A 23,006-nucleotide genomic window follows, 5' to 3' on the forward strand; every position below is an offset into this window, starting at 1 on the left:
AGCTAAACTCCGTAGGTTGGGTTCGCCTGGCGAACCCAACCTACGGCTCACCAGTTCGCCATCGACTCCCGCAGGATCCGCTCGAGATCGGCGGGCCCGACCGGCTTCGGCGCGCCGACCAGCAGCCGCTGCTGCTTCAGCGCGCCCTCGATCAGGGCCGGGATGTCGGCCTCGGCGTAGCCCAGCGCGGCGATGCCGCTCGGCGCCCCGACCTGCCGCATCAACGCGATCAGCGCCCGCGGCAGGCTGTCCGGCCCTGGATCGCTGACCGGCCGTCCGGTCAAAAGCTCCGCCGCCCGGATGTGCTTCTCCGGCGCCGCATCGTAGGTGAAGCGGAACGCCGCCGGCGAGGTGACGATCACCGAATAGCCATGCGGCACGAAGGCGTGGTCGCGGCTGTAGCCATCGGCATGGAAGGCGTGCTTCAGCCCGGCGATCGGATAGGCGCAGGCGTGCGGGATGTGCACCCCGGCGGTGCCGAAGCCGATCCCGGCCATGGTCGCGCCCAGCATCATCGTGCCGCGCGCCTCCAGGTCGTCGCCGTCGGCCACCGCCCGGGGCAGGAACCGGCCGCCGAACTCGATCGCCCGCAGCGACCAGATGTCGGCCACCGGGTTGCTGCCCTGATAGGGTGGGCGGTCGTCCGGGGTGGCCGGGCGGGGCCGCGCGTCGAACGGCTTGGAAATGTAGGATTCGACCGCATGGCAGACCACGTCGAGCCCGGCCGACGCGGTGACGCCGGCCGGGGTGGTGCGCGCCAGCTCCGGATCCACCAGCGCCAGGCTGGGGCGGATATGGCGGTGCGAGATCCCGGTCTTCAGCTTGAGCTCGGGGATGTCGAGGATGGCGACGGTCGTCGCTTCCGACCCCGAGCCCGAGGTGGTCGGCACCGCGACCAGCGGGAACAGCGGCCCCGGCGGCTTGCGCCCGCCGCCGATCGGCGGGTTGACATAGTCCATGATCGCGCCGCCATGGCGCTTGATCAGGTTGGCGACCTTGGCGGTGTCGATGGTCGACCCGCCACCCAGCGCGACGAAGCCGTCGACCTCCGCCGAAAGCGCGACCTCAGCGGCGAGTTCCAGCGACTCCAGCGTCGGCTCCACCGCGATGCCCTCGAACCGGGTCACGCCGACGTCGCTGCGCTGGATGATGGCGATCACCCGGTCGATCAGGCCGAACTCATGCAGCGCCGGGTCGGCGACCAGCAGCACCCGGGAGACGCCGAGGCGCTTCAGCTCCCAGCCCAGCTCCTCGACCGCGCCGGCGCCGAATTTCAGCGGCGCTGCCTCGATGGTGAAGATGCTTTCGAGGGATTCGGCCACGCCATCCTCCGCCATTCTCAGAGACCGTTTGGAAATGCGCTGGTGTGAGTCGGCTGGCGGTGGTTTCGAGAACCGGCGCGCAGCGGACGTTTGAGTCCGTGAGCACCGGAAGCGGAGAAACCGCCGCCAGACGGCCGCACCAGTAGCATTTCCAAACGGTCTCTCACAGCCGCTGCAGCGCCTGGTAGATGAGCTCGAAGAAACCGTCGGCGTCGATGTCGCGCAGCACGCGACAGTTCTTCGGCTTCGCGTCCGGGCGGCTCCATTTCGCGGCCATGTCCCACCAATCGACCACCGTCATGCCCAGCGTGTGCTCGCCCGCCAGCTCGACCGCCACATGGCAGTCTCGGCCGCCGAACAGCTGCGGCCGCAGCAGATAAGCGATGACGCAGGGGTCGTGCAGCGGGCCGCCGGCGGTGCCGTAGCGGTCCATGTCGAAGCGCTCGTAGAAGTCCAGCATGCCGACCACGCTCTTGGCCACCGGCGTGCCGAGCGCCGCCACCTTGTCCAGCCAGGCGCGGGAGATCAGCGCCTTGTGGGTGACGTCGAGCGGCACCATGGTCAGCTTGATGCCGCTGGTCAGCACCACATGGGCGGCATGCGGGTCGACATAGATGTTGAACTCGGCCGCCGGGGTGGTGTTGCCGCCCTCGAAGAAGCCGCCGCCCATGAACACGATCTCGCGGATCCGCGGCGCGATCTTCGGCTCGCGCACCAGCGCCGCGGCGATGTTGGTCAGGGGGCCGAGCGGGCACAGCGTGTAGGTGCCCTCCGGCGCCGCCATGATCGTGTCGACGATCCAGTCGACCGCGTGGCCGGGGACCGGCTTCGTGGTCGGATCAGGCAGGCCGGAGCCGTCGAGGCCGGTCTTGCCGTGCACCGCCTCGGCGGTGACCAGCGGCCGCACCAGCGGGCGGATCGATCCCTGGACCACCGGAATGTCGGTGCGCCCGGCCAGCTCGCACAGCTTCAGCGCATTGGCGGTGGTCAGCGACAGCGGCACGTTGCCGGCGACGGTGGTGAGGCCGGCGATCTCCAGCTCGGGCGAGCCCATCGCCAGCAGGATGGCGATGGCGTCGTCCTGGCCCGGATCGGTGTCGATGATGATGCGCCTGGTCTCCGCCATCGCGGCCTCCCCTTCGGAACTCTCTCGGGAGGCTGGCTAGCACCGCGGCGCGGCGCCGTATAGAGGCGGCTTATTCGGCGGCGAGGAGGACCGGCGCGTCGTCCTGCTCGCGGGTGGCCTCGTTCACCATCCGGCGGATCGAGGTGACGCATTTGCCGCAGCGCGGGGCACAGCCGAGCCCGGCGTAGACCTGCCCCGCGGTCTTCGCCCCTGAATCAACGGCACACCGGATCTGAGTGTCGTTCAGGGCGTTGCAGATGCAGATGTACATGCGTCGGCGGCTCCGGTGTGTCGCGCCGGATTTAGATGAGATTGCGAATGAGTGTCAATAGGCGCTCTATCCTGCCTGCGATTCCGCCCGTGCGGCGCGGAGGCGCACCGCGGTCAGGATGGCGAAGAACGGCCCGCCGACCGCCGCGCCGATCAGGATATAGGGGAACAGCCCGAACCAGGCCGCCGGCGCGAACAGGTACAACGCGTCGTCGAAGTCGAAGCCGAGGATGCCGACATAGGCCTTGGTCTCGACTGCGCCCGCCGCCTCCAGCCTGGTCGACAGGATCGAGGCCGCCAGCACCCCGGCGCTGGCCATGAGGCCCAGCAGCGGCCCGGCTTCGCCCAGCCAGCCGGTGCGCAGCCCGATGCCGATCGCCAGGAACATCAGCGCGTTGACCGCGAGGTCGCAGATCGTGTCGTAGAGATGGCCGAAGGGCGAGGAGCTGTTGCCGAGCCGCGCCAGCTCGCCATCCGCGCGGTCGAGCAGGCAGGAGACCAGCCAGATCACCCCGCCCCAGACGGTCCATTGCGCGTCGCCGACGGCGAAGGCGGCGCAGCTGGCGAGGCCGGTGACCAGGCGCGCCGTGGTCAGGTGGTTCGGCGTGACCCTTGTGCCGACCAGGGGCCGGACCATCATCCGGGTCAGGCGGTGGGTCCAGGAGGTGTGGGGCTGGGTGTAGATCGACATTCAGGCCTGCTCGCGTGCGACATCCGGCGTCCGCAGCAGGCGCCGGCCTTCGATGAGGTACCAGATCAACAGCGCCGGCGCATGCAGCAGCAGCTCGCGCAGGCGCTTGACCAGCGCCACCGACAAAGCGAGCTCCGGCGGCAGGCCGAACATCACGCCGAGCGCCAGGATGCTGCCGTCCTGGATGCCGAGCGCGCCCGGCACCAGGAAGGCGGCGGTGCGGACGGCCTGGCCGATGCTCTCCATCACCAGAGCCTCGGCGAAACCGATCTCGGCGCCCAGCACATGCAGCGCCAGCCAGATCTCGCCGGCGCCGAGCACCCAGGCGGTGAGGTGAAAGGCGGCCGCCCGGGCCATGGCGCCGCGGTCGCGATAGATCTTCAGCACCGTGTCGTGCAGGCCGGACAGCGAACCCAACGCCGGCCAGTCGAACTGCTGAGCGATGCGGCCGAGCAGATTCTCGAACAGCCGGAACATGCCCCAGCGCTGCGCCAGCACGAAGCCGATGCCCATCAGCACCGCCACGCCGAGGCCGAGCCCGGCCCAGCGCAGCGCGTCGCCGCCGCCGATCAGCAGCAGCACCACCAGGCCGATGGCGAAGAACAGGATCTGGGTCAGGAATTCGAGGGTGAGGTCGACCAGCATCCCGGCGCCGGCCGGGAGCGTGCCGGCGCCGTGCAGCGCCAGCACCCGGGCGCCCAGCACGTTGCCGCCGACCTGGGCCACCGGCAGCACCGCATTGGCCGACTCCCGCACCAGCCGCGCCCACAGGAAGATGCCCGGCCCGGCCGACCACAGCGGCCGCATCGCGGCGCGCCACGCCATCGCCGAGCACGCCATCGGCAGGAGGTGGAAGGCGACCACCAGCAGGATGCCGCCGCTGGCGCCGAGCAGCAGCCGCAGGACGGCGTCGACGTTCTGCGAGGCGACCAGAGCGATGATGCCGCACAGCCCGGCCAGCCCGACCAGCGCGGTGGCGAGCCTGATCGCATGCCGGTTCACGATGCGGCGCCGGTCCTGGCGGTCATGAGATCAAGGCGGCTCGACATGTCGGCTCCTCTCGGGCCGGCGGATTAAGGGGCGGGACCGGGTCCCTGTCAATCGATCGCAGGTCCCCGGCGGGGTGCCGGCAGACGGGCGTTCCCGAATCAGATTCGTTCAAACATCAGACCATTTGACATCCGGGGTCCCAAAATGCTGGCCTCGACCGCCCGTGCTGGATATGGTGCGGACAAAGTTTGCGCAGTGGAGGAAACATGGCTGGCGTTACGCTCCGTGGCATTCGTAAGTCGTTCGGCGACCTCGAGATCATCAAGGGCGTCGATCTCGACATCCGCGACCGCGAATTCGTCGTCTTCGTCGGTCCGTCGGGCTGCGGCAAGTCGACCCTGCTGCGGTTGATCGCCGGCCTCGAGGACATCAGCTCCGGCGACCTCGCCATCGACGGCCAGCGGGTCAACGACCTGCCGCCGGCCGAGCGCGGCATCGCGATGGTGTTCCAGAGCTACGCGCTCTACCCCCACATGACGGTCTACGAGAACATGGCCTTCGGCCTGAAGCTCGCCAAGACCAACAAGGCCGAGATCGAGCGCAAGGTCGGCGACGCCGCCCGCATCCTGCAGCTCGAGCACCTGCTGAAGCGCAAGCCGAAGGAGCTGTCGGGCGGCCAGCGCCAGCGCGTCGCCATCGGCCGCGCCATCGTGCGCAACCCGAAGGTGTTCCTGTTCGACGAGCCGCTGTCGAACCTGGACGCGGCGCTGCGCGTGCAGATGCGGATCGAGATCGCCCGCCTGCACAACGACCTGAACGCCACCATGGTCTACGTCACCCACGACCAGGTCGAGGCGATGACGCTGGCCGACAAGATCGTGGTGCTGAGCGCCGGCCGGATCGAGCAGGTGGGCTCGCCGCTCGAGCTGTACCACCACCCGGACAACCTCTTCGTCGCCGGCTTCATCGGCAGCCCGAAGATGAACTTCATCGAGACCGAGGTCACCGCGTCGAACGGCGCCACCGCGACGGTGGGGCTGCCGGGCGGCGGCTCGGTCACCGTGCCGGTGCAGCCGGGCCGGGCCAAGGCCGGCGACAAGGTCACGCTCGGCGTCCGGCCGGAGCACATGAACGAGCACGGCACCGGCGCCGCCACCATTCCCGGCCAGGTTCTGGTGGTCGAGCGGCTGGGCGGCGAGACCTATCTCTACGTCAAGACCGAGGTCGGCATGCTGACGGTGCAGGCCGGCGGCGACAGCCGGGTCAAGACCAACGACCAGATCCAGATCGGCTTCTCGGCCGACACCTGCCACCTGTTCGACGCCCAGGGCCAGGCGCTGCAGCGGGCGGAGCGGCACCCGATGGCCGATATCGGCCGCGAGCCGGCGATGGCCCACTGATGCTGACGGCCAGGGTCCTCAAGATCCTGGCCACAGCCGGTGTCGCTCTGTTCTTCACCCTGGTCGCGGTCGGCAACCTGATCGACTACGGCTCCAACTTCGCCTTCGTCCGGCATGTGCTGGCGATGGACACGACCTTCCGATCGCCCGCCCTGATGTGGCGGGCGATCGACGTTCCAGGGGCTGCCCACGCGGCCTATGCCCTGATCATCGCCTGGGAGGTCGCCACCGCGCTGGTCTGCTGGGCCGGCACCGTGCGCATGGCGGCGCGCTGGGACGCACCCACCGCCATCTTCGCCCGGGCCAAGGCGGTGGCGCTGGCCGGCGTCGGCATGGGCTTCCTGCTCTACGCCTTCGGCTTCGTCGTCATCGGCGGCGAGTGGTTCGCGATGTGGCAGTCGCAGGAGTGGAACGGCCAGCCCGCCGCCCACCTGTTCCTGACCGTCACCGGCATCGTCCTCCTGTTCCTGAATCAGCGGGACGAGGAGCTGCCGTACGATCTGTGATCGGCACAGGAGACTCTTTGACCGCCCGCCGCGATCGGGTACAGGTTCTTGACCCGTTCGCAGCACCGATGCCGTCCATGAGTCCCTCCCCCCTCCGACGCGGCGATAGATCGCCCCCCCCGGCGCGGCATGAGCGATGACCATCCCCTCCCCGCGGCCGGGCCGGACCCGGTCGCGCTGAAGCTGGCGGATGAGCGCATCGCCGATGCGGTCGACCCGTCGATCGGCCTGAACGCGCTGCGCATCGAGGACCTGCCGATCATCGCCCGCTGGCTGGAGCGGCCGCATGTGATGCGCTGGTGGGGCGACCCGGAGGAGGAGCTGGCGCAGATCGCCGCCCATCTGGTCGAATCGAACATCGCGCCGTTCCTGGCCTGCGAGGGCAGCCGGCCGATCGGCTACATGCATGTCTACCATGCCAACCCGGACAGCTACTGGGCGGCGCACCAGCTGCCGCGCCAGACCTTCGGCATCGACCTGTTCCTGGGCGAGACCGATGTGATCGGCCGCGGCATGGGCACCCGGCTGATCAAGCTGGTGCTGCGCCGCCTGCTGGCCCTACCGGAGACGGCGCGGATCCAGGTCGACCCGGCCCCGGCCAACGCCGCCGCGATCCGCGCCTATGAGAAGGCCGGATTCCAGCGTCGGGGACCGATCGACACGCCGGACGGCGCCGCGCTGTACATGACGATCGACCGCGAGGGCTGAGCCGGGCATGCCGGATCTGGGCGACGTCGTCGGCGGCATCGCCGACGCCATGGCGCGGGAGCAACGGCGTGGCGAGGTCGCGACCTATATCCCGGAGCTGGCGAAGGTCGATGCCGGCCGGTTCGGCATCGCGGTCGCCACCCTCGACGGCGGCGTCCACTGCGCCGGCGACGCCGAGATGCCGTTCTCGATCCAGAGCGTCTCCAAGGTCTTCACCCTGACGCTGGCGCTCGGCGCCATCGGCGACGCGCTGTGGCGGCGGGTGGGACGCGAGCCGTCGGGCAACGCCTTCAACTCGATCGTCCAGCTCGAGCACGAGCAGGGCGTGCCGCGGAACCCCTTCATCAATGCCGGCGCGCTGGTGGTGACCGACGTGGTCCTGGCCGGGCACCAGCCGCGCGAGGCGATCGGGTCGATCCTGCGCTTCGTCCGCTGGCTGGCGGACGACGAGGGCATCGCCATCGACGAAAAGGTGGCGCGGTCCGAGGCCGGCGCCGCCTACCGCAACATGGCGCTGGCCGCCTATATGAAGTCCTTCGGCAACCTGCTGCATCCGGTGGAGCTGACGCTCGGCGTCTATGTCCATCAATGCGCCATCGCCATGACCTGCCGGCAGCTGGCCACCGCCGGCCGCTTCCTGGCCGATGGCGGCGGGCGCCTGTCGACCGGGCACCGCGTGGTGTCGCCGGAGCGGGCGCGCCGGATCAACGCCCTGATGCTGACCTGCGGCCATTACGACGGCTCGGGCGACTTCGCCTTCCGCGTCGGCCTGCCGGGCAAGAGCGGCGTCGGCGGCGGCATCCTGGCGATCGTGCCGGGTCGAGCCTCGGTCGCTGTCTGGTCGCCCGGGCTGAACCAGCACGGCAACTCGCTGCTCGGCACCCTGGCGCTGGAACGGCTGGCCAAGGCGATGGGCTGGTCCGTGTTCGGCCCGTGAGCCGATGCAACGGCGCCTGCCTCAGCCCGCATCGGCGAATGGCGCCCATGCCGCGGGCGGTGCTGGCGCGCTTCGCTCCGCTCGGGCATCGTGCCCGCCTCCCGACGACGGAATGGACACACCGATGCTGATGCAGCGAAGCTATGCCGCCTTCCTGTTCGACATGGACGGCGCCCTGATCGACAGCATCGCCTCGGCCGTCCGCGTCTGGACCCGCTGGGCCGAGCGGCATGGGCTCGACCCCGCGGCGGTGGTCGAGACGATGCACGGCGTGCGCGCGGTCGAGACCATCCGCCGCTGGGGCGTGCCGGATGTGGAGCGCGAGGCCGCCGAGCTGACCCGGGCCGAGATCGACGATGTCGACGGCGTGGTCGCGATCGCCGGGGTGGAGCGGTTCCTGCGCGCCCTGCCGCCGGACCGCTGGGCGATCGTCACCTCGGCGCCGCGGGCGCTGGCGGCCAAGCGCCTCGCCGCCGCCGGCCTGGTCCCGCCCGCGGTGCTGGTCACCGCCGAGGATGTCGCCCGCGGCAAGCCGGCGCCGGATGGCTTCCTGGCCGCGGCGGAGCGGCTGGGCGTCGCCGCCGAGGACTGCCTGGTCTGGGAGGACGCGCCGGCCGGCATCGCCTCGGCCGAGGCGTCGGGCGCCTCCGTCATGGTCGTCGGCGCCACCCACGCCCATCCGATGGCAACGCGGCATCCGGTGATCGCCGACTACGAGGACCTCGCCGTCACGGTCAACGGCGCGGGCCGGCTGGTGCTCGGCCTGCAGGCGGATCCGAGCCATCCATAGGGCGGAACGTCGCGTGGCCGGGCCTCCCCCGGGCGAGGGGCCGGACGGCGGCATGCCTCGCATGCGTCAGGCCACCCTCGGCCGCGGCCCGGCCAGGGCCTCCGCCGCGACGGGGATGCTCGTCTCGCGCTGTGCCCGGAGATGGTCGGCAAGGCGCAGCGCCAGGGCGGTGATGGTGAGCGTCGGCATATCGTTGCCGCCCGTCGGAAACACCGAGCTGCCGGCCACATAGAGATTGCTCAGGCCGTGCACGCGGCAATCCGTGCCGACCACGCCGAGCCGCGGACTGGGGTGCATCCGGGTCGTTCCCATATGGTGCCAGGCCCAGGTGACGGCGTTGCGCCACCTGTCCTCGGCGATCTCGTCGCCGGCGATCTCGACTGAACCGAGCCCGGCGGCCTCGATCTCCCGCTTCAGCAGCGAGAGCATGCGCAGATGCGTGCGCCGCTCCAGCTCACCGACCCGCCAGTGCAGACGGACCTGATTGAAGCCGAAGCGATCCTTCCTCTCGGACAGGGTGACCCGGCTTTCGGGATCGGGAACCGGCTCGAGCACGCTGATCGGTATGAGATGCCTCGGTGGGGGCGCGATCATGCCGCCGCTGCGCAGCAGGGCGCGCGCCACGCTCGGCGCGCCCGCCACGACGCTCAGCGCGGCCCGGCCGCCGATCGCCAGCGATCGGTGCTGCAGCGCATCCCGGATGCGCCGGGCCCCGTCCACCGCCGGGTGCTCGTCCTCGGGGTAGCAGGCGAACAGATAGGTCCGGCACTGCAGCAGCCCTTCTGCCCGCTGTATCTGCTCCGACAACCCGAAATATGCGCTGGCGGAGATGCCGTCGACGGCGAGCCGCGGATTGTGAAAGCTGTAGCGCACGTCATGGAAGAGGCGCCGCCCGTATGGATCGCGCAGCGTGATCCGGCCGAGCGGAATCCGCGGATGGTCCATGAAATAGCGTCCGACCAGATCGTGGCCGTTGCCGAGGCCGGCGGGCTGGACGTCGTTCGACAGCAGCATCAGCCGCGCATTCTCGATCCCGCCGGCCGCCAGGATCACTTCCCGGCCGCTGACGAAGATCTTCCTTCCGCCTTCGGTCCGGATGCGGACGCCTTCGGCCCGGGTCCCCGACCGGTCGACCGCCACGCCGACCGCATTGGCGTGCAGCAGCAGCCTGATCGACGACGACCGCTCCAGCTCCGGCCGGAAAATGCGTCCGAGGCGCGCCGGCGGGCTGAAATGGGCGATCCGCGTCTCGATCGCCCCCGACGGCAAGGGCAGGTTCCGGACCCGCCGGGAGAGCCGGTCAAGCCAGAAGCCGGGATCGTCGGGCAGGTGCCCGACCTGCAGCAGGTCGCGGGCCCGCCGATAGGCGTCCGACAGGTCGGCCAGGGCAAATGGCCATCCGCTGCCGTCCACCCAGGATCGAGTATCGAAGTCGATCGGCGAGAAGGGCCTGCACCAGCCACCCCAGCAATTCGAGCTGCCGCCGACATGGCGGCTGCGGGTATTCACCAGGTCGTACGGGATCCCTGTCGACTCCCCCTCATAGAGGGATTGCGACTCCTGGTCCCGGGTCCAGCCCCCGCCCTCGATGACACAGGTCGATAGTCCCACCCGGGCGAATTCCCGGGCCAGGGCGATGCCCGCGACACCGGCGCCGACGATGCAGATCTCGGCATCGATCCTCAGGCCGTCAGGCACGCCACGCGCATCGATGATCATGCAGCACCTTCACTTGACCGCGACACGCCGACGGGCTCCCGGGGCCGGAACGCCCCTCTGCGGGGTTCACGGCACCAGGATTTCACGACGTCCCGAAATAAAGGAATGCTGTCCGTGGGCGTATCGCCACAAGAGGTATGCCGGTCGTCTGCGAGGCTAAGCCGAGCCTGGAACTCTCCCTTTGTTCAACAGGACTTACGCAATGCCGCACACCCGATCGCCACCCGGCTGATCCGTCGGTTGATAGGATCATCATCTTGGTCGAGGGTGTTTGCGCCCTCCATGTCCGCATGAGCGCTAGGAGGAACGAACCTCAATGCCACGGTCGTCGTCATCGTACGGCGCTGGACGGCATTCCCGGCACGGCGTCACCGTCCATGGCGTCTCGGCCGGGCCTTGACCTGCAGCTCGGCCTGCTTCTCGGCCGACCGGGCGATCTCGCGGAAGGCCTGGTCGCGGCCGGGCCAGTACTGCTGCGGCCATGCCTGGCCGCGCACGCCGTACCAGGCCTCGGCCTGGCGGACGAAGGTCGGGTTCCACAGATGCGGCCGGCCGAGCGCGACGAGGTCGGCCCGGCGGGTGTGCAGGATGGTGTTGATCTGCCCCGGCTCGGTGATCGCGCCGACCGCCATGGTCGCCAGCTTCGGCACGTTGCGGATCGCCTCGGCGAACTGGACCTGGAACATGCGGCCATAGACCGGCTTCTGGTCCGGCACGGTCTGGCCGGCGGAGACGTCGATCAGGTCGCAGCCGGCGTCGCGGAAAGCCTCGGCGATGGCGAAGACCTGGTCCTCGCCGATGCCCCCCTCCGCCCAGTCGGTGGCGGAGATGCGCACCGACATCGGCCGATCCTCGGGCCAGACCTCCCGCATCGCCCGGAACACCTCCAGCGGATAGCGCAGCCGGTTCTCGGCCGTCCCGCCATACGCGTCCGTCCGCCGGTTGGTCAGCGGCGACAGGAACGAGGCCAGCAGGTAGCCATGGGCGCAGTGCAGCTCGAGATGGTCGAAGCCCGCGCGCGCGGCCCGCGCGGTGGCCTGCACGAAATCGGCCTTGATCCGGTCCATCCCGGCGCGGTCGATCTCCGCCGGCACCGGGCTGACGCCCTCGATCCAGGGCAAGGGCGAGGCCGAGACCACCGGCCAGTTGCCGGCCGGATCGGCGATCGGATGGTCCGCCTTCTCCCAGCCCAGCTGGGTCGACCCCTTGCGCCCGGAATGGCCGAGCTGCATGGCGATCTTCGTATCGCCGTGGCCGTGCACGAAATCGACCAGCCGTTTCCACTGCGCCTCATGCGCGTCGGTCCACAGCCCGGCGCAGCCCAGGCTGATCCGGGCGTCCGGCGACGGGCAGGTCATCTCGACGAACATCAGCCCCATGCCGCCGAGGGCGTGCGAGGCGTAGTGCACGAAGTGCCAATCGGTCAGGTTGCCGTCGCGGTCGGCGGAATACTGCGCCATCGGCGACATCACCACCCGGTTCTTCAGCTCCATGCCGCGCAGCCGGAAGCGGGTGAACATCGGCGTCGGCCGGCTGGCGCGATAGTCGTCGCCGGTCTCGCGGAACAAGCGCTCATAGAACGCGTCGTCGGCCCGGCGCACGAACTCCGGGTCGCGGATGCGGAGATTGTCGTAGGTGATCGACTTGGCCCGGCACATCACCACCATGGCGAACTGCATCGGGTCCATGTCGAAGGACCGGTTCATGTGCTCGAACCAGGCCAGCGACACGTCGGCATTGTGCTGGGTGACCTGGCAGGGCGTGCGGCGGGCCTTGTCATAGGCGGCGAAGGCGGCCTCCACATTCGTCTCGGCTTGCGCCACCACCGCGTCCGACAGGGCGATGGCGCATTCCATCGCCAGCTTGGTGCCGGACCCGATCGAGAAATGCGCCGAGGCCTTGGCGTCGCCCAGCAGCACGATGTTCTTGTGCCACCAGCGCCCGCAGAAGATCCGCGGGAAGCGCCGCCACATCGACCGGTTCAGCAGCAGCGGATGCCCTTCCAGCTCCTCGGTGAAGATCGCCGCCAGCTTCTCCCGCGAGCCCTCCTCGTCGGCCTCGGTGAAGCCGTGGCCCTGCCAGCAGGCCTCGTCCATCTCGAACACCCAGGTCGAGCGGTCCGCCTCATACTGATAGGTGTGGGCACAGATCACGCCGTGTTCGGTCTGGCGGAAGAAGTAGTTGAACTCGCCCATCGGCCGGGTCGAGCCCATCCAGCAGAAGCGGTTGGCCTTGATCGAGACCTCGGGCCGGAAGGCGTCGCGGAAATGCTCGCGGATCGGCGAGTTGATGCCGTCGGCGGCGACGATGACGTCCGAATCGGCGAAGCGCTGCTCGAGCGCCGCCGGGTCGACCCGCTCGGAGAAGGACAGCTCGACCCCGACCTCGCGGCAGCGCTCCTGCAGGATCTGCAGCAGCGTCATCCGCGACATGCCGCAGAAGCCGTTGCCGGCGCAGCGGATGCTCTCGCCCCGGTAGTGGATGGCGACATCGTCCCAGTAGGCGAAGCGGTCGCGGATCCGCTCATAGGACTCCGGGTCGCGCGACAGGAACTCCTCCAGCGTGTCGTCGGAGAAGACGACGCCGAAGCCGAAGGTGTCGTCGGCGCGGTTCTGCTCATGCACCGCGACGTGCCAGCCCGGCCGCGCCTTCTTGGTCAGCAGCGCGAAGTACAGGCCGCCCGGACCGCCGCCGATGACCGTGATCCGCATCCCGTCTCTCCCGTCCCGGGCCGGACGCGCGCTCCTCCGGCCACGTCCAGCGAGAGTACGGCGAATTGCTTTAGGCTTAAAGTATTATCCGCTCGCGGTCAGGCCGGCGGTGCGAAGGGCTGCGCGATCGCCTGGAACGCCGGCAGCTGCTCCAGCCGGGCCGCGTCGGCGGCCAGCGCGGGGATCGCCGCCGCCGGGACCAGGCCGGGATGGGCCTCGGCCAGGAAGCGCAGCACCACGGCGACGGCGATGTCGGCATGGCCGAGCCGGCCGCCGAACCAATGCTCGCCGGGCCGGCCGGCGCGGTCGGCCTCGAGGATGGCGAGAGTGTCGGCGATCTGCCCCCGGCAGCGCGAGACCCAGACCTCGGACACCTCGCGATGCAGCCGCTGCTCGTAGAACAGGCTGACCGCCTTCTCCGCCGCCCCCATCGCCAGCGCCGCGACCTTCATCGCCCGGCGCCGGTCCGGCTCGATGCGCGGGTACAGCGCGCGCTCGGCCGGCACCAGGCTGTCGAGATGGTCGAGGATGCAGTGGCTCTCGATCAGCGTGTCGCCGTCGTCCAGCACCAGCGTCGGCACGCGGGTCAGCGGGTTGTAGGGCCGGATCTTCTCCGGGTCGCCGAAGACGGACCATGGCCGGTGCTCGAACGGCAGGCCGTACAGCGTCAGGGCGATGCCGACGCGGCGGACGAAGGGCGAATCGAATTGGCCGATCAGGATCATGGGCCGCAGGATCGGCCGGAGCCGGCAGCGCTGTAAAGGCACCAGGGGGTTGCCATCGCGCCCGGCCCGGCCTTCACTTCCTCAGCAGCGAGGGGGAGGACAGCGCCATGCCCGTCACCGGCCGATGCTTCTGCGGCGCCGTCCGCTTCCGCTTCGACCAGCCGCCCATCGTCGCGCGCGCCTGCTGGTGCCGCGACTGCCAGTACCTGTCCTCCGGCAACGCCTCGATCGGCGTGATCTTCCGGACCGACGGCTTCACCGTGATCGGCGAGACCGGCGAATATCTCAGCCGGGCGGACAGCGGCGCGACGATGCGCCGCCGCTTCTGCCCGGCCTGCGGCACGCCCCTGTTCAGCGAGGCGCTGGAGGAGCCCGATTACATGGTGGTGCGGGCCGGCGCCCTGGACGACCCGGAGATCGCCCGCCCGGCGAGCGTGATCTGGACCGCCTCGGCCCCGAGCTGGGGCCATGTCGACCCGGCCCTCCCGTCCAGCCCGCGCCAGCCGGGGCCGGTGTCCGCTTCGTAGGCAGGTTGAGGCCAGGTTCGACGGCTTACGATAGCCAGGGATTGAACGTGGGCACCCCGGTGGGATCGAAATCAGTCGTGTTCCGGGTCGCGACAGTGAGCCCGTGGACCAAGGCGGTCGCGGCGATGAGCCCGTCGCGGATGGGCCGAGGGTCGGGGACGTGAATCGCCGCGCTGCGGCGGGCCACGGTGACGTCCACCGGAAGAATCCGATCGGCGAAGGACGTCAGAACCTGATTCTCCAGCCAGCCGCGCAGAGTGGCACCCTGCCTGGGGTCGCGGCGCTCCGCCAGCATGACTCCGATCTCGATCTCCTCGATGGTGATCGCTGAGAGGAAAAGGCCAGGGAGCGGGACGGACCTGGCCCAGGCGGCGACGTTGGGGTCGGCTTGCCGGCGGCGCAGTTCCGAGACGACGCTGGTGTCGAGCAGGAACATCAGAGGTCGGCCGGCCGGGCGGGATCGCGCCTCGGCGGGATCTCCAGCTCCGCCTCCTCGTCCATCGCCAGCAGATCGACGATGGTCGCGCCTCCGCCGGCCAGGCGTTGGTAGTCCTCGATGGTGAGCAGGACATGGGCCGGCCGGCCACGGTCGGTGATGAAGACCGGCCCGTTCTCGGCCGCCCGTTTCGCCCGGCTGGCATCCTGGTTGAATTCGCGGCTGGACAGGGTCGTGATGCTCATCGGCACCTCCAATGTAGGTATGTTACTACATATAGGAGGATACGAAAAGTGCGCCATCCAAGTTTGGTGTTACGCCGGAAGCTGAGCAAACACCACCCCCGCCACCGCGCATCCCGCGAGCGTCGGGATCATCCCGACCTTGAACCGCAGCATCGCGATCAGCGCGGCCACCGCGAGGACCGCCGCCCGCCAGTCGATGCTCGCCAGCACCGGCAAATCGGGGCCGACGCCGAGGATGTCGAAGCCCCGCACCTCGCGGAACACGACATGCAGCGCGAACCACAGCGCCAGGTTCAGCACCACCCCGACCACCGCGGCGGTGATCGCCGACAGCGCCGCCGAGACCGCCCGGTTGCCGCGCAGTGCCTCGACATAGGGCGCGCCGAGGAAGATCCACAGGAAGCACGGCGCGAAGGTGACCCAGACGGTCAGCAGCGCCCCGAGGCCCCCGGCGAGCAGCGGGTCGAGGCCGCCGGGCGCCCGGTGCGCGGCGAGGAAGCCGACGAACTGCAGCACCAGGATCAGCGGCCCGGGCGTGGTCTCGGCCAGGCCGAGGCCGTCGGCCATCTCGCCGGGTGCGAGCCAGCCAAAGCCGTCGACCGCGGCCTGGGCGACATAGGCCAGCACCGCATAGGCGCCGCCGAAGGTGACCACGGCCATCAGGCTGAAGAAGCCGCCGATCTGGGTCCAGATCGCGGACGGCCCTGCCACCAGCCACAGTAGCAGGACCGGCCCGAGCCAGACCGGCAGCCACAGCGCCAGGATTCCGGCGGCCCGTCGCCAGGACGGGTCGGCATGGCCGAGCTCGCCGCGTTCGAACATCCGGTCGACCACGCCCCCGGCGTCGGCCGCGGCACCCCCGCCGTGTCCGGCGGAGGCGAACAGCCCGGGCGCCCGGCGGCTGCCGATCCAGCCGCACATCCCGGCGGCGAGCACGATCAGCGGAAACGGCACATGGAAGGCGTAAATGCCGATGAAGGCCGCGGCGGCGATCGCGACCAGGGCGCGGGTCTTCAGCGCCCGCTTGCCGATCCGCAGCACCGCCTCGACCACGACGGCGAGCACGGCCGCCTTCACGCCCAGAAACAGGGCATCGACCAGCGCGACCTGGCGAGTGAGGGCGTAGAGGATGCTGAGGCCCAGCATGACGGCGGTGCCGGGCAGGATGAACAGGATCCCGGCCACCAGGCCGCCGGCCGTGCGATGCAGCAGCCAGCCGATATAGATCGCCAGCTGCTGCGCCTCCGGCCCGGGCAGCAGCATGCAGTAGTTGAGCGCGTGCAGGAATCGCTGCTCGCCGATCCAGCGGCGCTCCTCGACCAGTTCCTTGTGCATCAGCGCGATCTGCCCGGCCGGGCCGCCGAAGCTGAGCAGCCCGATCCTCGCCCAGACCCTGGCCGCCTCGGCGAAGCTCGGGACGGCCGGCGCGGCGGGCGCGGCCTTGTCGGCGGCGGTGATCGTCATGGCCCTGCCCTCACGCCGGCTTCGAGGGCCAGTTGTGCGTCTCCTCGGTCGCGTCCCGGCACCAGCGGTAGAAGGCGTCGTACAGCGCCAGCCCCGCCGCGAGCTGATCCAGGTCGTCGCGATGCATGCGCGACAGGCCGAGCGAGGCGGCCAGAAGGCCGGCCGCCTGCGGCGCGAGGTCGAGCCGCGCCGTGTCGGCACCGCGCACGATGGTGGCGAGCCGGTCGAGCGCCCCCGAGGCCAGCCCGAGCTCCTCGATCATGGTGTCGAAGGTGCAGCGCTCGCCGCGATGGCTCCAGAACACGCCGTCGATGTCGAAGGGCGTGGCCTGGAAGCGGTCGGCGACCGCCGGCACCTCGGCGGCCGCGACGAACAGGACCACGGCGTTCGGATCGACGAAGCGGCGGATCAGCCAGGGGCAGGCGATGCGGTCGACCTTGGGCCGGGCGCGGGTGACCCAGACGGTCCGCCCGGCCTCGTCCCGCGGCGGCAGCCGGCCGGTCTCGACCAGCAGCCCGCCGGCATCCCGCCAGGCCTCGAAGCCGCCCTCCAGGCTTTCGGCCCTGGCTCCCTCGTGCAGCAGCCAGGCGGTGACGCCCTGGCTGAGCTTCATCCCTCTCTGGCAGACCACGACGACCTTGTGGCCGGCCAGGTCCCTCGCCCAGGCCGCGACCGATCGGAAGTCGCGGCGCTGCGCGGCCGGCAGCAGGCGGGGATCGGCCTCGAAATCCTCGGCCGTGCGGACGTCGACGATCGTCGGCGCGCCGGGCAGGCCGACGAGACGGGTCAGTTGCGGAACGGTGATCTCGGTGTTCGACGGCATGGCGTCCATCCTCGATGAGGACCATGGACGCGATCTTTGGGCTGCCGCCTCACGGGGTAGTCGCGAATGACCCCTTGCGCTGACTATACGCGCACAGCCGCGGCACCGGCAAGGACAGGCGATGCGCGGATTGCCGATCGGTACGGCTTCAGGTCCTGCAGAGACGCGACGTCATCGCGCCGCCGGTCCGAGGACCGCGGCCAGCACATCGGCCAGGCCGCGGCCGGCGCCGCCGTCCTCGTCGAGGCGCGGATTGTAGATGGCGACCTCGAGGCCGATCGCCTTGCCGCTCGCCAGGGCGATGCGGAGCGCGGCCCCGAGCTCGTCCCATGACAGGCCGCCCGGCACGCGGAAATCGACCGCCGGCATGATGGCGTCGTCGAGGCAGTCGGCGTCGAGATGGATGAAGAAGCCGTCCAGCTCCGGCCGCGTCAGGTGCTCGACCGCCGCGCGGGCGGCGTTCTCCACCCCCATGCGGCGCACGGCGGGAAGATCGCAGGCGCGCAGCTCCGGCGGCAGGGGCTGGCTGCCGAATTCGGCCTGGTCCTCGTGATCGCGGAAGGCGAAGGCGACGGCGTCCTCGGCCCGGACCAGCGGGGAGCGGCCCTCGAGGTCGGTCAGAAGCGCCGGCCCGTGCCCGGTGGCGAAGGCCAGGTCCATGGACGCGCCCTCGCCGTTGGGCTCCGCCTCAGGCTGGAAGAAGTCGGCATTGCCGTCGATGAAGAGCAGGCCATGGCGGCCGCGCCGCCGCAGCGCGAGCATCGGGCCCAAGAGGATCGTGCAGTCGCCGCCCAGCACCACCGGGAACTCGCCCGCGTCCAGCGCCGCCTCCACCGCGTCGGCGAGCCTGGGCGACCATGCCGCGATGGCCTTGGCGTTCAGGGTCCGGGTCTCGGGGTCGGGCACCGGATCCTTCGGCGGCACGGCCAACCGCCCGGCGCGGCGCGCCAGGATGCGCTCCGCCAGGCCCAGCGCGAGGAGCCGGTCGGGCAGGCCCTCCACGCCGTCGGTCGCCAGACCCAACGTGGACGGCGCTTCGAGGATCGCATGGCGGCGGGTCGGCATCGGCGGGCTCCAGCCGTTGTGGGCTGGAACAGCCGCGACGGCGGGATGGTTCCTCGGGCGGGACCCTCGCCGCAGAGAACCGTCATGGCGAGCCCGCAGGGGCGTGGCCATCCAGCGTCTCCGGCCCCTGGCATTGCGATGACCGTTCAATCGGGGTGCGGTTTCGCTTGACTCTATGTTCCCGTTATGTTCTCATATAGACATGGTCGATGCCGCGATCAATGCCGGGACTCCCTCCGCCGCCTCGCCGGCCGCGGACGAGGCCGACGCAGCGATGCTGTCCCGCATGGCCGCTCTCGCCGAGGCGCTGGCTGCGGGCTTCCAGGCTCAAGGACTCGCCGCCCTCAAGGCCGGCGATCTCGACCGCGCCGGCAAGGCCGAGGCCGGCTTCAACAGCCTGTTCCTCGGCATCCGCCGCGCCATTGCGCTGAAGGCCAGGCTGCGCCAGCAGCGCGAGGCGGCGCAGCGCAAGGCTGAGGCCCACCGGGACCGGCGGCAGGACGAGAAGGACCATCGGCGCCAAGCCGTCGCCGAGCGCGTCTGCCGCGCCATCGCCGCGGGCAAGCCCGAGGCCAGGGAACGCCTGACCACCGGGCTCTGGGAAAAGCTGACCGAGAACGAGCGCATCGACGCCGACCTCGCCGACACCGCCCTGCCGATCCAAACCCTGATCCTGCGCCTCGGCCGCGACATCGGCCTCTCCCGCCGCGCCCTCGCCGCCGGCCTCGCCGCGGCCAAGGCCGATCCGGCCGCCGCCGGCCCGAAGGCATGGGACGGCGGCCTCGCACCGCCCGGCTACAACGCCGGCGACTGGATCTCGGACGAGGCCATCACCGAATCCGCATCCTATTGCTGCATCGCCGCCGCCGATCTAGGCCTCCCGGGGGACGCCTCCTACCTGGCCAGGGTCGACACCGGCGAGGTCTTCGACGACGACGACAACGTCATCATGAAGCTGCCCGTCCCCGACGAGCCTTGGCGGGCCGGTGCCAGCGACGCCCTCGTCAGGTCTGCCCGGGCTATGGCAGCCGAACGCGCCGTGCCGCCCGACCCCCGGCCACCGCCGGACGACCCGGACGAAGCCGAATTCCAGCGCCAGGCGGCCTATGCCAAGCGGCACGGCATCACGCTGCTCAGGCCGCCCGCCCTGGCACGGCGCCTGGGCCTGCCCGAGCAAGAGCCGGCCGACGGCGGCTCCGGGAACCGGAGCGCGGCGGACAAGAGGTCGTGAGCACCCGGACGCTCCGGGGACGCCGCCAAGCGACCGCGCCGGGCGCGGTTTTCAAACGGTCTCCGGGCGGAGTGCCGCCCTTGCGCGCAGCAGGTCATGCCGGCGATCGGCGCGGCATGCGGCCCGAAGCCGCTCCGACGACACGAGAGAGCCCGGCCTCCCGGGAAGCCGGGCTCGTCGTCAGGGCCGCATCGGCCGGCTCAGGCTTCGCCGACCGTGTCCAGGATCGCGGCGGAGACCGCCTCGCTGGCGCTCTTGCCGCCCCAGAGGATGAACTGGAAGGCCGGGTAGAAGCGCTCGCATTCGGTCAGCGCGATGTCGACCAGGTCCTCGAGCTGCTCCTGGCTCGCCGCCTGGGCGCCGCGCAGCAGCGTGGTGTGCCGGAACATCGGCGTCAGCTCCTCGGAGTCGACGTCGAAATGGCCCAGCCACATCCGCTCGTTGATGATTCCCAGCAGCTCCGCCACGTCGCGGCGCTTCTTCTCCGGCACCTTCAGGTCGAACTGGCAGGAGAACTGCATGGCGCTGATCTCCTCCTGCCAGAAGAAGAACAGGCGATAGCTGCACCACCGGCCGGCGACCTCGGCCAGCATCTCCTCGTTGCTGGCCCGCTCGAAACTCCAATCATTGGCGCCGATGATTTCCTCGAGCGTGTCGAGGGGGTTTTGGGTGAAGGCGGCTTCCTCGAAGGTCTGGGACGCTGTGGTCATGATCCTCCGCTCCCGTACCGCGGCGAGGCACATCTATGGCGCTCGCATGCGGCCAATACCCAATGTGTAGTGGTGTTAACCATTACAGCCTTTCCAAGACAACGGTCGCACAAGGGCTTGTTGGGCGCAACCGATATGCACCGCCGTCACGACAAAAGTTGTGGATGATTTGTGACGAAATTCAGTCCACCGCCTTGGTACGAACCCTGCGGCCCTTCGGCGCAGGGGCGGCCGACGAAGGGGCGGCCTTGGCCTTGCGGGCGGGCTTGGCCGCCGCGGCCGTGCGCTTGGTGGCCGGGCGCTTCGCCGCCGCGGGCTTCGCCTCCACGGCCGGCTTCGGCGCGGCTTCCAGCGCCGCCACGCGGGCGGCCAGCAGCTCCTGCTCCTCGCGCGCCCGCTGCGCCAGGGCGCGGACGATCTCGAACTCCTCGCGGGTGACCACGTCGAGCCTCGACAGGATGTGCTCGAACTGCTCGCGCAGCCGGGTCCTCGCCTCCTCGCGCACGCCGGCGACGGCACCGAAGGCTCCGGTCGCGACGCGGACCAGATCGTCGATCAGCTTGGTGTCGAAGGGCATCGCAGGCGGTATCCGGGACAGGTCATCATCATCGGACAATATGGCCGCCGGTTCCCCGCGTTGCAACACGCTGGACCGCACGCCTATAAGGGCACGCTTCGCCCCCCGGAACGGGAACACACATGGGTTGGTTCGATCCGGTCGCCCTGCAGATCGGCCCCATCGCGATCCGCTGGTACGCCCTCGCCTACATCGCCGGCTTTCTCCTGGGCTGGCGCTACGCGCTGTGGCTGACCCGCCGCACCGCGCTGCCGCCCGACCGCGCGGCGCTGGACGACTTCCTGACCTGGGCGGTGATCGGCACCATCCTGGGCGGCCGGCTCGGCTACGTCCTGTTCTACAATCTCGACGAGTACCTGTCGGCCCCGCTGTCGATCCTGGAGATCTGGCATGGCGGCATGTCCTTCCACGGCGGCTTCCTCGGGGTCGCCGCCGCGATCGTCCTGTTCGCCTGGCGGCGCGGCTTCTCGCCGCTGCTGCTGGGCGACGTGGTGGCCGCCGCCGCGCCGATCGGGCTGCTCTTCGGCCGCATCGCCAATTTCGTGAACGGCGAGCTGTGGGGCCGCGTGGTCACCCAGCCCTGGGTGACCTGGGGCATGGTCTTCCCCAATGCCGGGCCGGCGCCGCGCCACCCCAGCCAGCTGTACGAGGCGGGACTCGAAGGGCTGGTGCTGTTCCTGATCCTGCTGCCGCTCGCCGCCAGCCAGCGCATCCGGGCCCGGCCGGGCATCGTGCTGGGCGCCTTCATCGCCTGGTACGGCGTGTCGCGCTTCCTGGTCGAATTCGTGCGCGAGCCGGATGCCCAGCTGGGCTATCTGATGGGCACCGACTGGTTCACCCGGGGCCAGCAGCTGTCGATCCCGATGGTCCTCGTCGGGCTCGCCATCGTGCTGTGGGCGGCCCGCCGGCCGGCGGTCGAGGCCCCGGCCCCGTCGCCGAGCACGTGACCGCGCTGCTCGACCTGCTGCGCCGCCGCATCGCCATCGACGGCCCGCTGACGGTGGCGCAGTACATGGCCGAGGCGCTGGGCCACCCGCGGCACGGCTACTACATCCGGCAGGATCCGCTGGGCGCGGCCGGCGACTTCACCACCGCGCCCGAGATCAGCCAGGTCTTCGGCGAGCTGATCGGCCTGTGGTGCGCCGACCTCTGGCAGCGGATGGGCACGCCCGACCCGGTGCTGCTGGTCGAGCTCGGCCCCGGCCGCGGCACGCTGATGCAGGATGCGCTGCGCGCGATCGGCCGCGCCGCGCCCGGCTTCCGCGCTGCGCTGCGCCTGCATCTGGTCGAGACCAGCCCGGCCCTGCGCGCGGCCCAGGCGGCGCGGCTGGCCGACGCCTCTCCCGCCTGGCTGGACCGGCTGGCCGACCTGGCCGAGGGGCCGGCGCTGGTGGTCGCCAACGAGTTCTTCGACGCCCTGCCGGTCCGGCAATGGCAGCGCGGGGCCAAGGGCTGGCACGAGCGGCTGATCGGCTGGGACGAGCCGGCCGGCCGGCTGCGCTGGGAGCTGTCGGCCCGCGCCGATCCCGGGCTGGCGCTGATCCCGGACTCCGTGCGGGGCGCGCCGGAAGGCTCGATCGCCGAGGCCTGCCCGGCCGGGCTGTCGCACGCCGCCCTCCTCGGCCGGCGCCTGGCGCAGCAGGGCGGCGCCGCGCTGATCGTCGATTACGGCCCGGCCCGCAGCGCGTCCGGCGACAGCTTCCAGGCCGTGCGGCGCCACGCCTTCGCCGATCCGCTGGACGCGCCGGGCGAGGCCGACCTGACCGCCCATGTCGACTTCCAGGCCCTGGCCCAGGCCGCGACCCAGGCCGGCGCCGCCGCCCATGGCCCGGTGACCCAGGGCGCGTTCCTGGAGGCGCTGGGGCTGCGCGCCCGCGCGACTCAGCTGAAGACGGCCTCCCCCGCCCGCGCCGCCGAGCTCGACGCCGCGGTCGAGCGGCTGGCCGGGCCGCAGCAGATGGGCGCGCTGTTCAAGGTCCTGGCCCTGGCCGCGCCCAGCCTCGGCGCGCCGGCGGGATTTCCCTGAGCGGGCC

General features: G+C 70.7%; 24 protein-coding genes. 9 read left to right on the forward strand and 15 right to left on the reverse strand.

Annotation, left to right across the window (positions count from 1 at the left end):
* Positions 1-47: 47 nt before the first annotated feature.
* The 5 genes from ACFW16_RS12960 to ACFW16_RS12980 form a co-directional block, all read right to left on the reverse strand.
* A complete protein-coding gene (locus tag ACFW16_RS12960) occupies positions 48-1,322 on the reverse strand; it encodes a hydroxyacid-oxoacid transhydrogenase (RefSeq protein ID WP_380305469.1) in 1,275 nt (424 codons plus the stop codon).
* Positions 1,323-1,485: 163 nt separating this feature from the next.
* A complete protein-coding gene (locus ACFW16_RS12965) occupies positions 1,486-2,448 on the reverse strand; it encodes a nucleoside hydrolase (RefSeq protein ID WP_380305471.1) in 963 nt (320 codons plus the stop codon).
* Between the two features lie 70 nt (positions 2,449-2,518).
* Positions 2,519-2,719, reverse strand: coding sequence for a (2Fe-2S)-binding protein (locus tag ACFW16_RS12970; protein ID WP_342236718.1), 201 nt, complete (start codon positions 2,717-2,719; stop codon positions 2,519-2,521).
* A 66-nt stretch (positions 2,720-2,785) separates the two neighbouring features.
* The gene (locus ACFW16_RS12975; protein ID WP_380305474.1) at positions 2,786-3,409 is read right to left on the reverse strand and encodes a CDP-alcohol phosphatidyltransferase family protein; all 624 of its coding nucleotides are present in this window, start codon (positions 3,407-3,409) and stop codon (positions 2,786-2,788) included.
* The gene (locus ACFW16_RS12980) at positions 3,410-4,411 is read right to left on the reverse strand and encodes a lysylphosphatidylglycerol synthase domain-containing protein (protein ID WP_380305476.1); all 1,002 of its coding nucleotides are present in this window, start codon (positions 4,409-4,411) and stop codon (positions 3,410-3,412) included.
* Positions 4,412-4,665: 254 nt separating this feature from the next.
* Between ACFW16_RS12980 and ACFW16_RS12985 the strand changes: the two genes are divergently transcribed.
* The 5 genes from ACFW16_RS12985 to ACFW16_RS13005 all read left to right on the forward strand — a co-directional run bounded on the left by ACFW16_RS12985 (position 4,666) and on the right by ACFW16_RS13005 (position 8,740).
* Positions 4,666-5,799, forward strand: a complete 1,134-nt coding sequence (locus tag ACFW16_RS12985) for an ABC transporter ATP-binding protein (RefSeq protein WP_380305478.1) — start codon at positions 4,666-4,668, stop codon at positions 5,797-5,799.
* On the forward strand, positions 5,799-6,305 hold the full coding sequence (locus ACFW16_RS12990; protein WP_380305480.1) for a DUF2165 family protein: 507 nt from the start codon (positions 5,799-5,801) through the stop codon (positions 6,303-6,305). Before ACFW16_RS12985 ends, ACFW16_RS12990 begins: the two co-directional genes overlap by 1 nt.
* A 129-nt stretch (positions 6,306-6,434) precedes the next feature.
* A complete protein-coding gene (locus ACFW16_RS12995; protein WP_380305482.1) occupies positions 6,435-7,013 on the forward strand; it encodes a GNAT family N-acetyltransferase in 579 nt (192 codons plus the stop codon).
* 7 nt (positions 7,014-7,020) lie between these two features.
* On the forward strand, positions 7,021-7,950 hold the full coding sequence (locus ACFW16_RS13000; protein WP_380305484.1) for a glutaminase: 930 nt from the start codon (positions 7,021-7,023) through the stop codon (positions 7,948-7,950).
* A gap of 124 nt (positions 7,951-8,074) precedes the next feature.
* Positions 8,075-8,740 carry an HAD-IA family hydrolase gene (locus ACFW16_RS13005; RefSeq protein WP_380305486.1) on the forward strand — a complete coding sequence of 222 codons (666 nt, stop codon included), beginning with the start codon at positions 8,075-8,077 and terminating at the stop codon, positions 8,738-8,740.
* A gap of 66 nt (positions 8,741-8,806) precedes the next feature.
* On the opposite strand, the gene ACFW16_RS13010 is transcribed toward ACFW16_RS13005, so the two are convergent.
* The 3 genes from ACFW16_RS13010 to ACFW16_RS13020 all read right to left on the reverse strand — a co-directional run bounded on the left by ACFW16_RS13010 (position 8,807) and on the right by ACFW16_RS13020 (position 13,895).
* The gene (locus ACFW16_RS13010) at positions 8,807-10,459 is read right to left on the reverse strand and encodes an FAD-dependent oxidoreductase (RefSeq protein WP_380305488.1); all 1,653 of its coding nucleotides are present in this window, start codon (positions 10,457-10,459) and stop codon (positions 8,807-8,809) included.
* Between the two features lie 368 nt (positions 10,460-10,827).
* Complete coding sequence (locus ACFW16_RS13015) at positions 10,828-13,170, reverse strand: bifunctional salicylyl-CoA 5-hydroxylase/oxidoreductase (RefSeq protein WP_380305490.1); 2,343 nt, start codon at positions 13,168-13,170, stop codon at positions 10,828-10,830.
* Between the two features lie 98 nt (positions 13,171-13,268).
* Entirely contained in the window at positions 13,269-13,895 is a 627-nt protein-coding gene (locus ACFW16_RS13020; RefSeq protein WP_380305492.1) for a glutathione S-transferase family protein, read from the reverse strand.
* Between the two features lie 107 nt (positions 13,896-14,002).
* On the opposite strand from ACFW16_RS13020, the gene ACFW16_RS13025 reads away from it, so the two are divergent.
* The gene (locus ACFW16_RS13025; protein ID WP_380305494.1) at positions 14,003-14,422 is read left to right on the forward strand and encodes a GFA family protein; all 420 of its coding nucleotides are present in this window, start codon (positions 14,003-14,005) and stop codon (positions 14,420-14,422) included.
* A gap of 25 nt (positions 14,423-14,447) precedes the next feature.
* Here ACFW16_RS13025 and ACFW16_RS13030 read toward each other — a convergent pair whose 3' ends face one another.
* The 5 genes from ACFW16_RS13030 to ACFW16_RS13050 all read right to left on the reverse strand — a co-directional run bounded on the left by ACFW16_RS13030 (position 14,448) and on the right by ACFW16_RS13050 (position 18,455).
* Positions 14,448-14,858: a type II toxin-antitoxin system VapC family toxin gene (locus ACFW16_RS13030; protein ID WP_380305496.1), complete on the reverse strand. Its 411-nt coding sequence runs from the start codon at positions 14,856-14,858 to the stop codon at positions 14,448-14,450.
* On the reverse strand, positions 14,858-15,103 hold the full coding sequence (locus ACFW16_RS13035; protein WP_380305498.1) for a type II toxin-antitoxin system Phd/YefM family antitoxin: 246 nt from the start codon (positions 15,101-15,103) through the stop codon (positions 14,858-14,860). Before ACFW16_RS13035 ends, ACFW16_RS13030 begins: the two co-directional genes overlap by 1 nt.
* 69 nt (positions 15,104-15,172) lie before the next feature.
* A complete protein-coding gene (gene chrA / locus ACFW16_RS13040) occupies positions 15,173-16,567 on the reverse strand; it encodes a chromate efflux transporter (RefSeq protein ID WP_380305500.1) in 1,395 nt (464 codons plus the stop codon).
* Positions 16,568-16,577: 10 nt separating this feature from the next.
* Positions 16,578-17,390 (reverse strand): chromate resistance protein ChrB domain-containing protein, encoded by an 813-nt coding sequence (locus tag ACFW16_RS13045; RefSeq protein ID WP_380305502.1) that lies wholly within the window; start codon positions 17,388-17,390, stop codon positions 16,578-16,580.
* Between the two features lie 171 nt (positions 17,391-17,561).
* Positions 17,562-18,455: an arginase family protein gene (locus tag ACFW16_RS13050; protein ID WP_380305504.1), complete on the reverse strand. Its 894-nt coding sequence runs from the start codon at positions 18,453-18,455 to the stop codon at positions 17,562-17,564.
* A gap of 202 nt (positions 18,456-18,657) precedes the next feature.
* Here ACFW16_RS13050 and ACFW16_RS13055 point away from each other — a divergent pair, with 202 nt between their 5' ends.
* The gene (locus ACFW16_RS13055; protein WP_380305506.1) at positions 18,658-19,686 is read left to right on the forward strand and encodes a hypothetical protein; all 1,029 of its coding nucleotides are present in this window, start codon (positions 18,658-18,660) and stop codon (positions 19,684-19,686) included.
* Between the two features lie 200 nt (positions 19,687-19,886).
* Here the strand turns inward: ACFW16_RS13055 and ACFW16_RS13060 are convergent, their stop codons facing one another.
* Both ACFW16_RS13060 and ACFW16_RS13065 read right to left on the reverse strand, forming a co-directional pair.
* Positions 19,887-20,396 (reverse strand): YbjN domain-containing protein, encoded by a 510-nt coding sequence (locus ACFW16_RS13060; RefSeq protein WP_138887742.1) that lies wholly within the window; start codon positions 20,394-20,396, stop codon positions 19,887-19,889.
* 181 nt (positions 20,397-20,577) lie between these two features.
* Positions 20,578-20,973 carry an accessory factor UbiK family protein gene (locus ACFW16_RS13065; protein WP_380305508.1) on the reverse strand — a complete coding sequence of 132 codons (396 nt, stop codon included), beginning with the start codon at positions 20,971-20,973 and terminating at the stop codon, positions 20,578-20,580.
* A gap of 122 nt (positions 20,974-21,095) precedes the next feature.
* On the opposite strand from ACFW16_RS13065, the gene lgt reads away from it, so the two are divergent.
* A complete protein-coding gene (gene lgt / locus ACFW16_RS13070) occupies positions 21,096-21,920 on the forward strand; it encodes a prolipoprotein diacylglyceryl transferase (protein WP_380305511.1) in 825 nt (274 codons plus the stop codon).
* A complete protein-coding gene (locus ACFW16_RS13075) occupies positions 21,917-22,999 on the forward strand; it encodes a class I SAM-dependent methyltransferase (protein WP_380305513.1) in 1,083 nt (360 codons plus the stop codon). Before lgt ends, ACFW16_RS13075 begins: the two co-directional genes overlap by 4 nt.
* Positions 23,000-23,006 lie beyond the last annotated feature (7 nt).

Origin of the sequence: Inquilinus sp. NPDC058860, from assembly GCF_042743185.1 — a bacterium.
Taxonomy (GTDB): Bacteria; Pseudomonadota; Alphaproteobacteria; order DSM-16000; family Inquilinaceae; genus Inquilinus.

Excerpts from the sequence above, each read along its gene's own strand:
- ACFW16_RS13055 (WP_380305506.1), top strand. The coding sequence starts at position 18,658 with ATGGTCGATGCCGCGATCAATGCCGGGACTCCCTCCGCCGCCTCGCCG.
- ACFW16_RS13065 (WP_380305508.1), bottom strand. The coding sequence starts at position 20,973 with ATGCCCTTCGACACCAAGCTGATCGACGATCTGGTCCGCGTCGCGACC.
- ACFW16_RS12990 (WP_380305480.1), top strand. The coding sequence starts at position 5,799 with ATGCTGACGGCCAGGGTCCTCAAGATCCTGGCCACAGCCGGTGTCGCT.
- ACFW16_RS13020 (WP_380305492.1), bottom strand. The coding sequence starts at position 13,895 with ATGATCCTGATCGGCCAATTCGATTCGCCCTTCGTCCGCCGCGTCGGC.
- ACFW16_RS13000 (WP_380305484.1), top strand. The coding sequence starts at position 7,021 with ATGCCGGATCTGGGCGACGTCGTCGGCGGCATCGCCGACGCCATGGCG.
- ACFW16_RS13005 (WP_380305486.1), top strand. The coding sequence starts at position 8,075 with ATGCTGATGCAGCGAAGCTATGCCGCCTTCCTGTTCGACATGGACGGC.
- ACFW16_RS13050 (WP_380305504.1), bottom strand. The coding sequence starts at position 18,455 with ATGCCGACCCGCCGCCATGCGATCCTCGAAGCGCCGTCCACGTTGGGT.
- ACFW16_RS13025 (WP_380305494.1), top strand. The coding sequence starts at position 14,003 with ATGCCCGTCACCGGCCGATGCTTCTGCGGCGCCGTCCGCTTCCGCTTC.
- ACFW16_RS13015 (WP_380305490.1), bottom strand. The coding sequence starts at position 13,170 with ATGCGGATCACGGTCATCGGCGGCGGTCCGGGCGGCCTGTACTTCGCG.
- ACFW16_RS12965 (WP_380305471.1), bottom strand. The coding sequence starts at position 2,448 with ATGGCGGAGACCAGGCGCATCATCATCGACACCGATCCGGGCCAGGAC.
- ACFW16_RS13060 (WP_138887742.1), bottom strand. The coding sequence starts at position 20,396 with ATGACCACAGCGTCCCAGACCTTCGAGGAAGCCGCCTTCACCCAAAAC.
- chrA (WP_380305500.1), bottom strand. The coding sequence starts at position 16,567 with ATGACGATCACCGCCGCCGACAAGGCCGCGCCCGCCGCGCCGGCCGTC.
- ACFW16_RS13035 (WP_380305498.1), bottom strand. The coding sequence starts at position 15,103 with ATGAGCATCACGACCCTGTCCAGCCGCGAATTCAACCAGGATGCCAGC.
- ACFW16_RS12985 (WP_380305478.1), top strand. The coding sequence starts at position 4,666 with ATGGCTGGCGTTACGCTCCGTGGCATTCGTAAGTCGTTCGGCGACCTC.
- ACFW16_RS13045 (WP_380305502.1), bottom strand. The coding sequence starts at position 17,390 with ATGCCGTCGAACACCGAGATCACCGTTCCGCAACTGACCCGTCTCGTC.
- ACFW16_RS13010 (WP_380305488.1), bottom strand. The coding sequence starts at position 10,459 with ATGATCATCGATGCGCGTGGCGTGCCTGACGGCCTGAGGATCGATGCC.
- ACFW16_RS13030 (WP_380305496.1), bottom strand. The coding sequence starts at position 14,858 with ATGTTCCTGCTCGACACCAGCGTCGTCTCGGAACTGCGCCGCCGGCAA.
- ACFW16_RS12970 (WP_342236718.1), bottom strand. The coding sequence starts at position 2,719 with ATGTACATCTGCATCTGCAACGCCCTGAACGACACTCAGATCCGGTGT.
- ACFW16_RS12975 (WP_380305474.1), bottom strand. The coding sequence starts at position 3,409 with ATGTCGATCTACACCCAGCCCCACACCTCCTGGACCCACCGCCTGACC.
- lgt (WP_380305511.1), top strand. The coding sequence starts at position 21,096 with ATGGGTTGGTTCGATCCGGTCGCCCTGCAGATCGGCCCCATCGCGATC.
- ACFW16_RS12995 (WP_380305482.1), top strand. The coding sequence starts at position 6,435 with ATGAGCGATGACCATCCCCTCCCCGCGGCCGGGCCGGACCCGGTCGCG.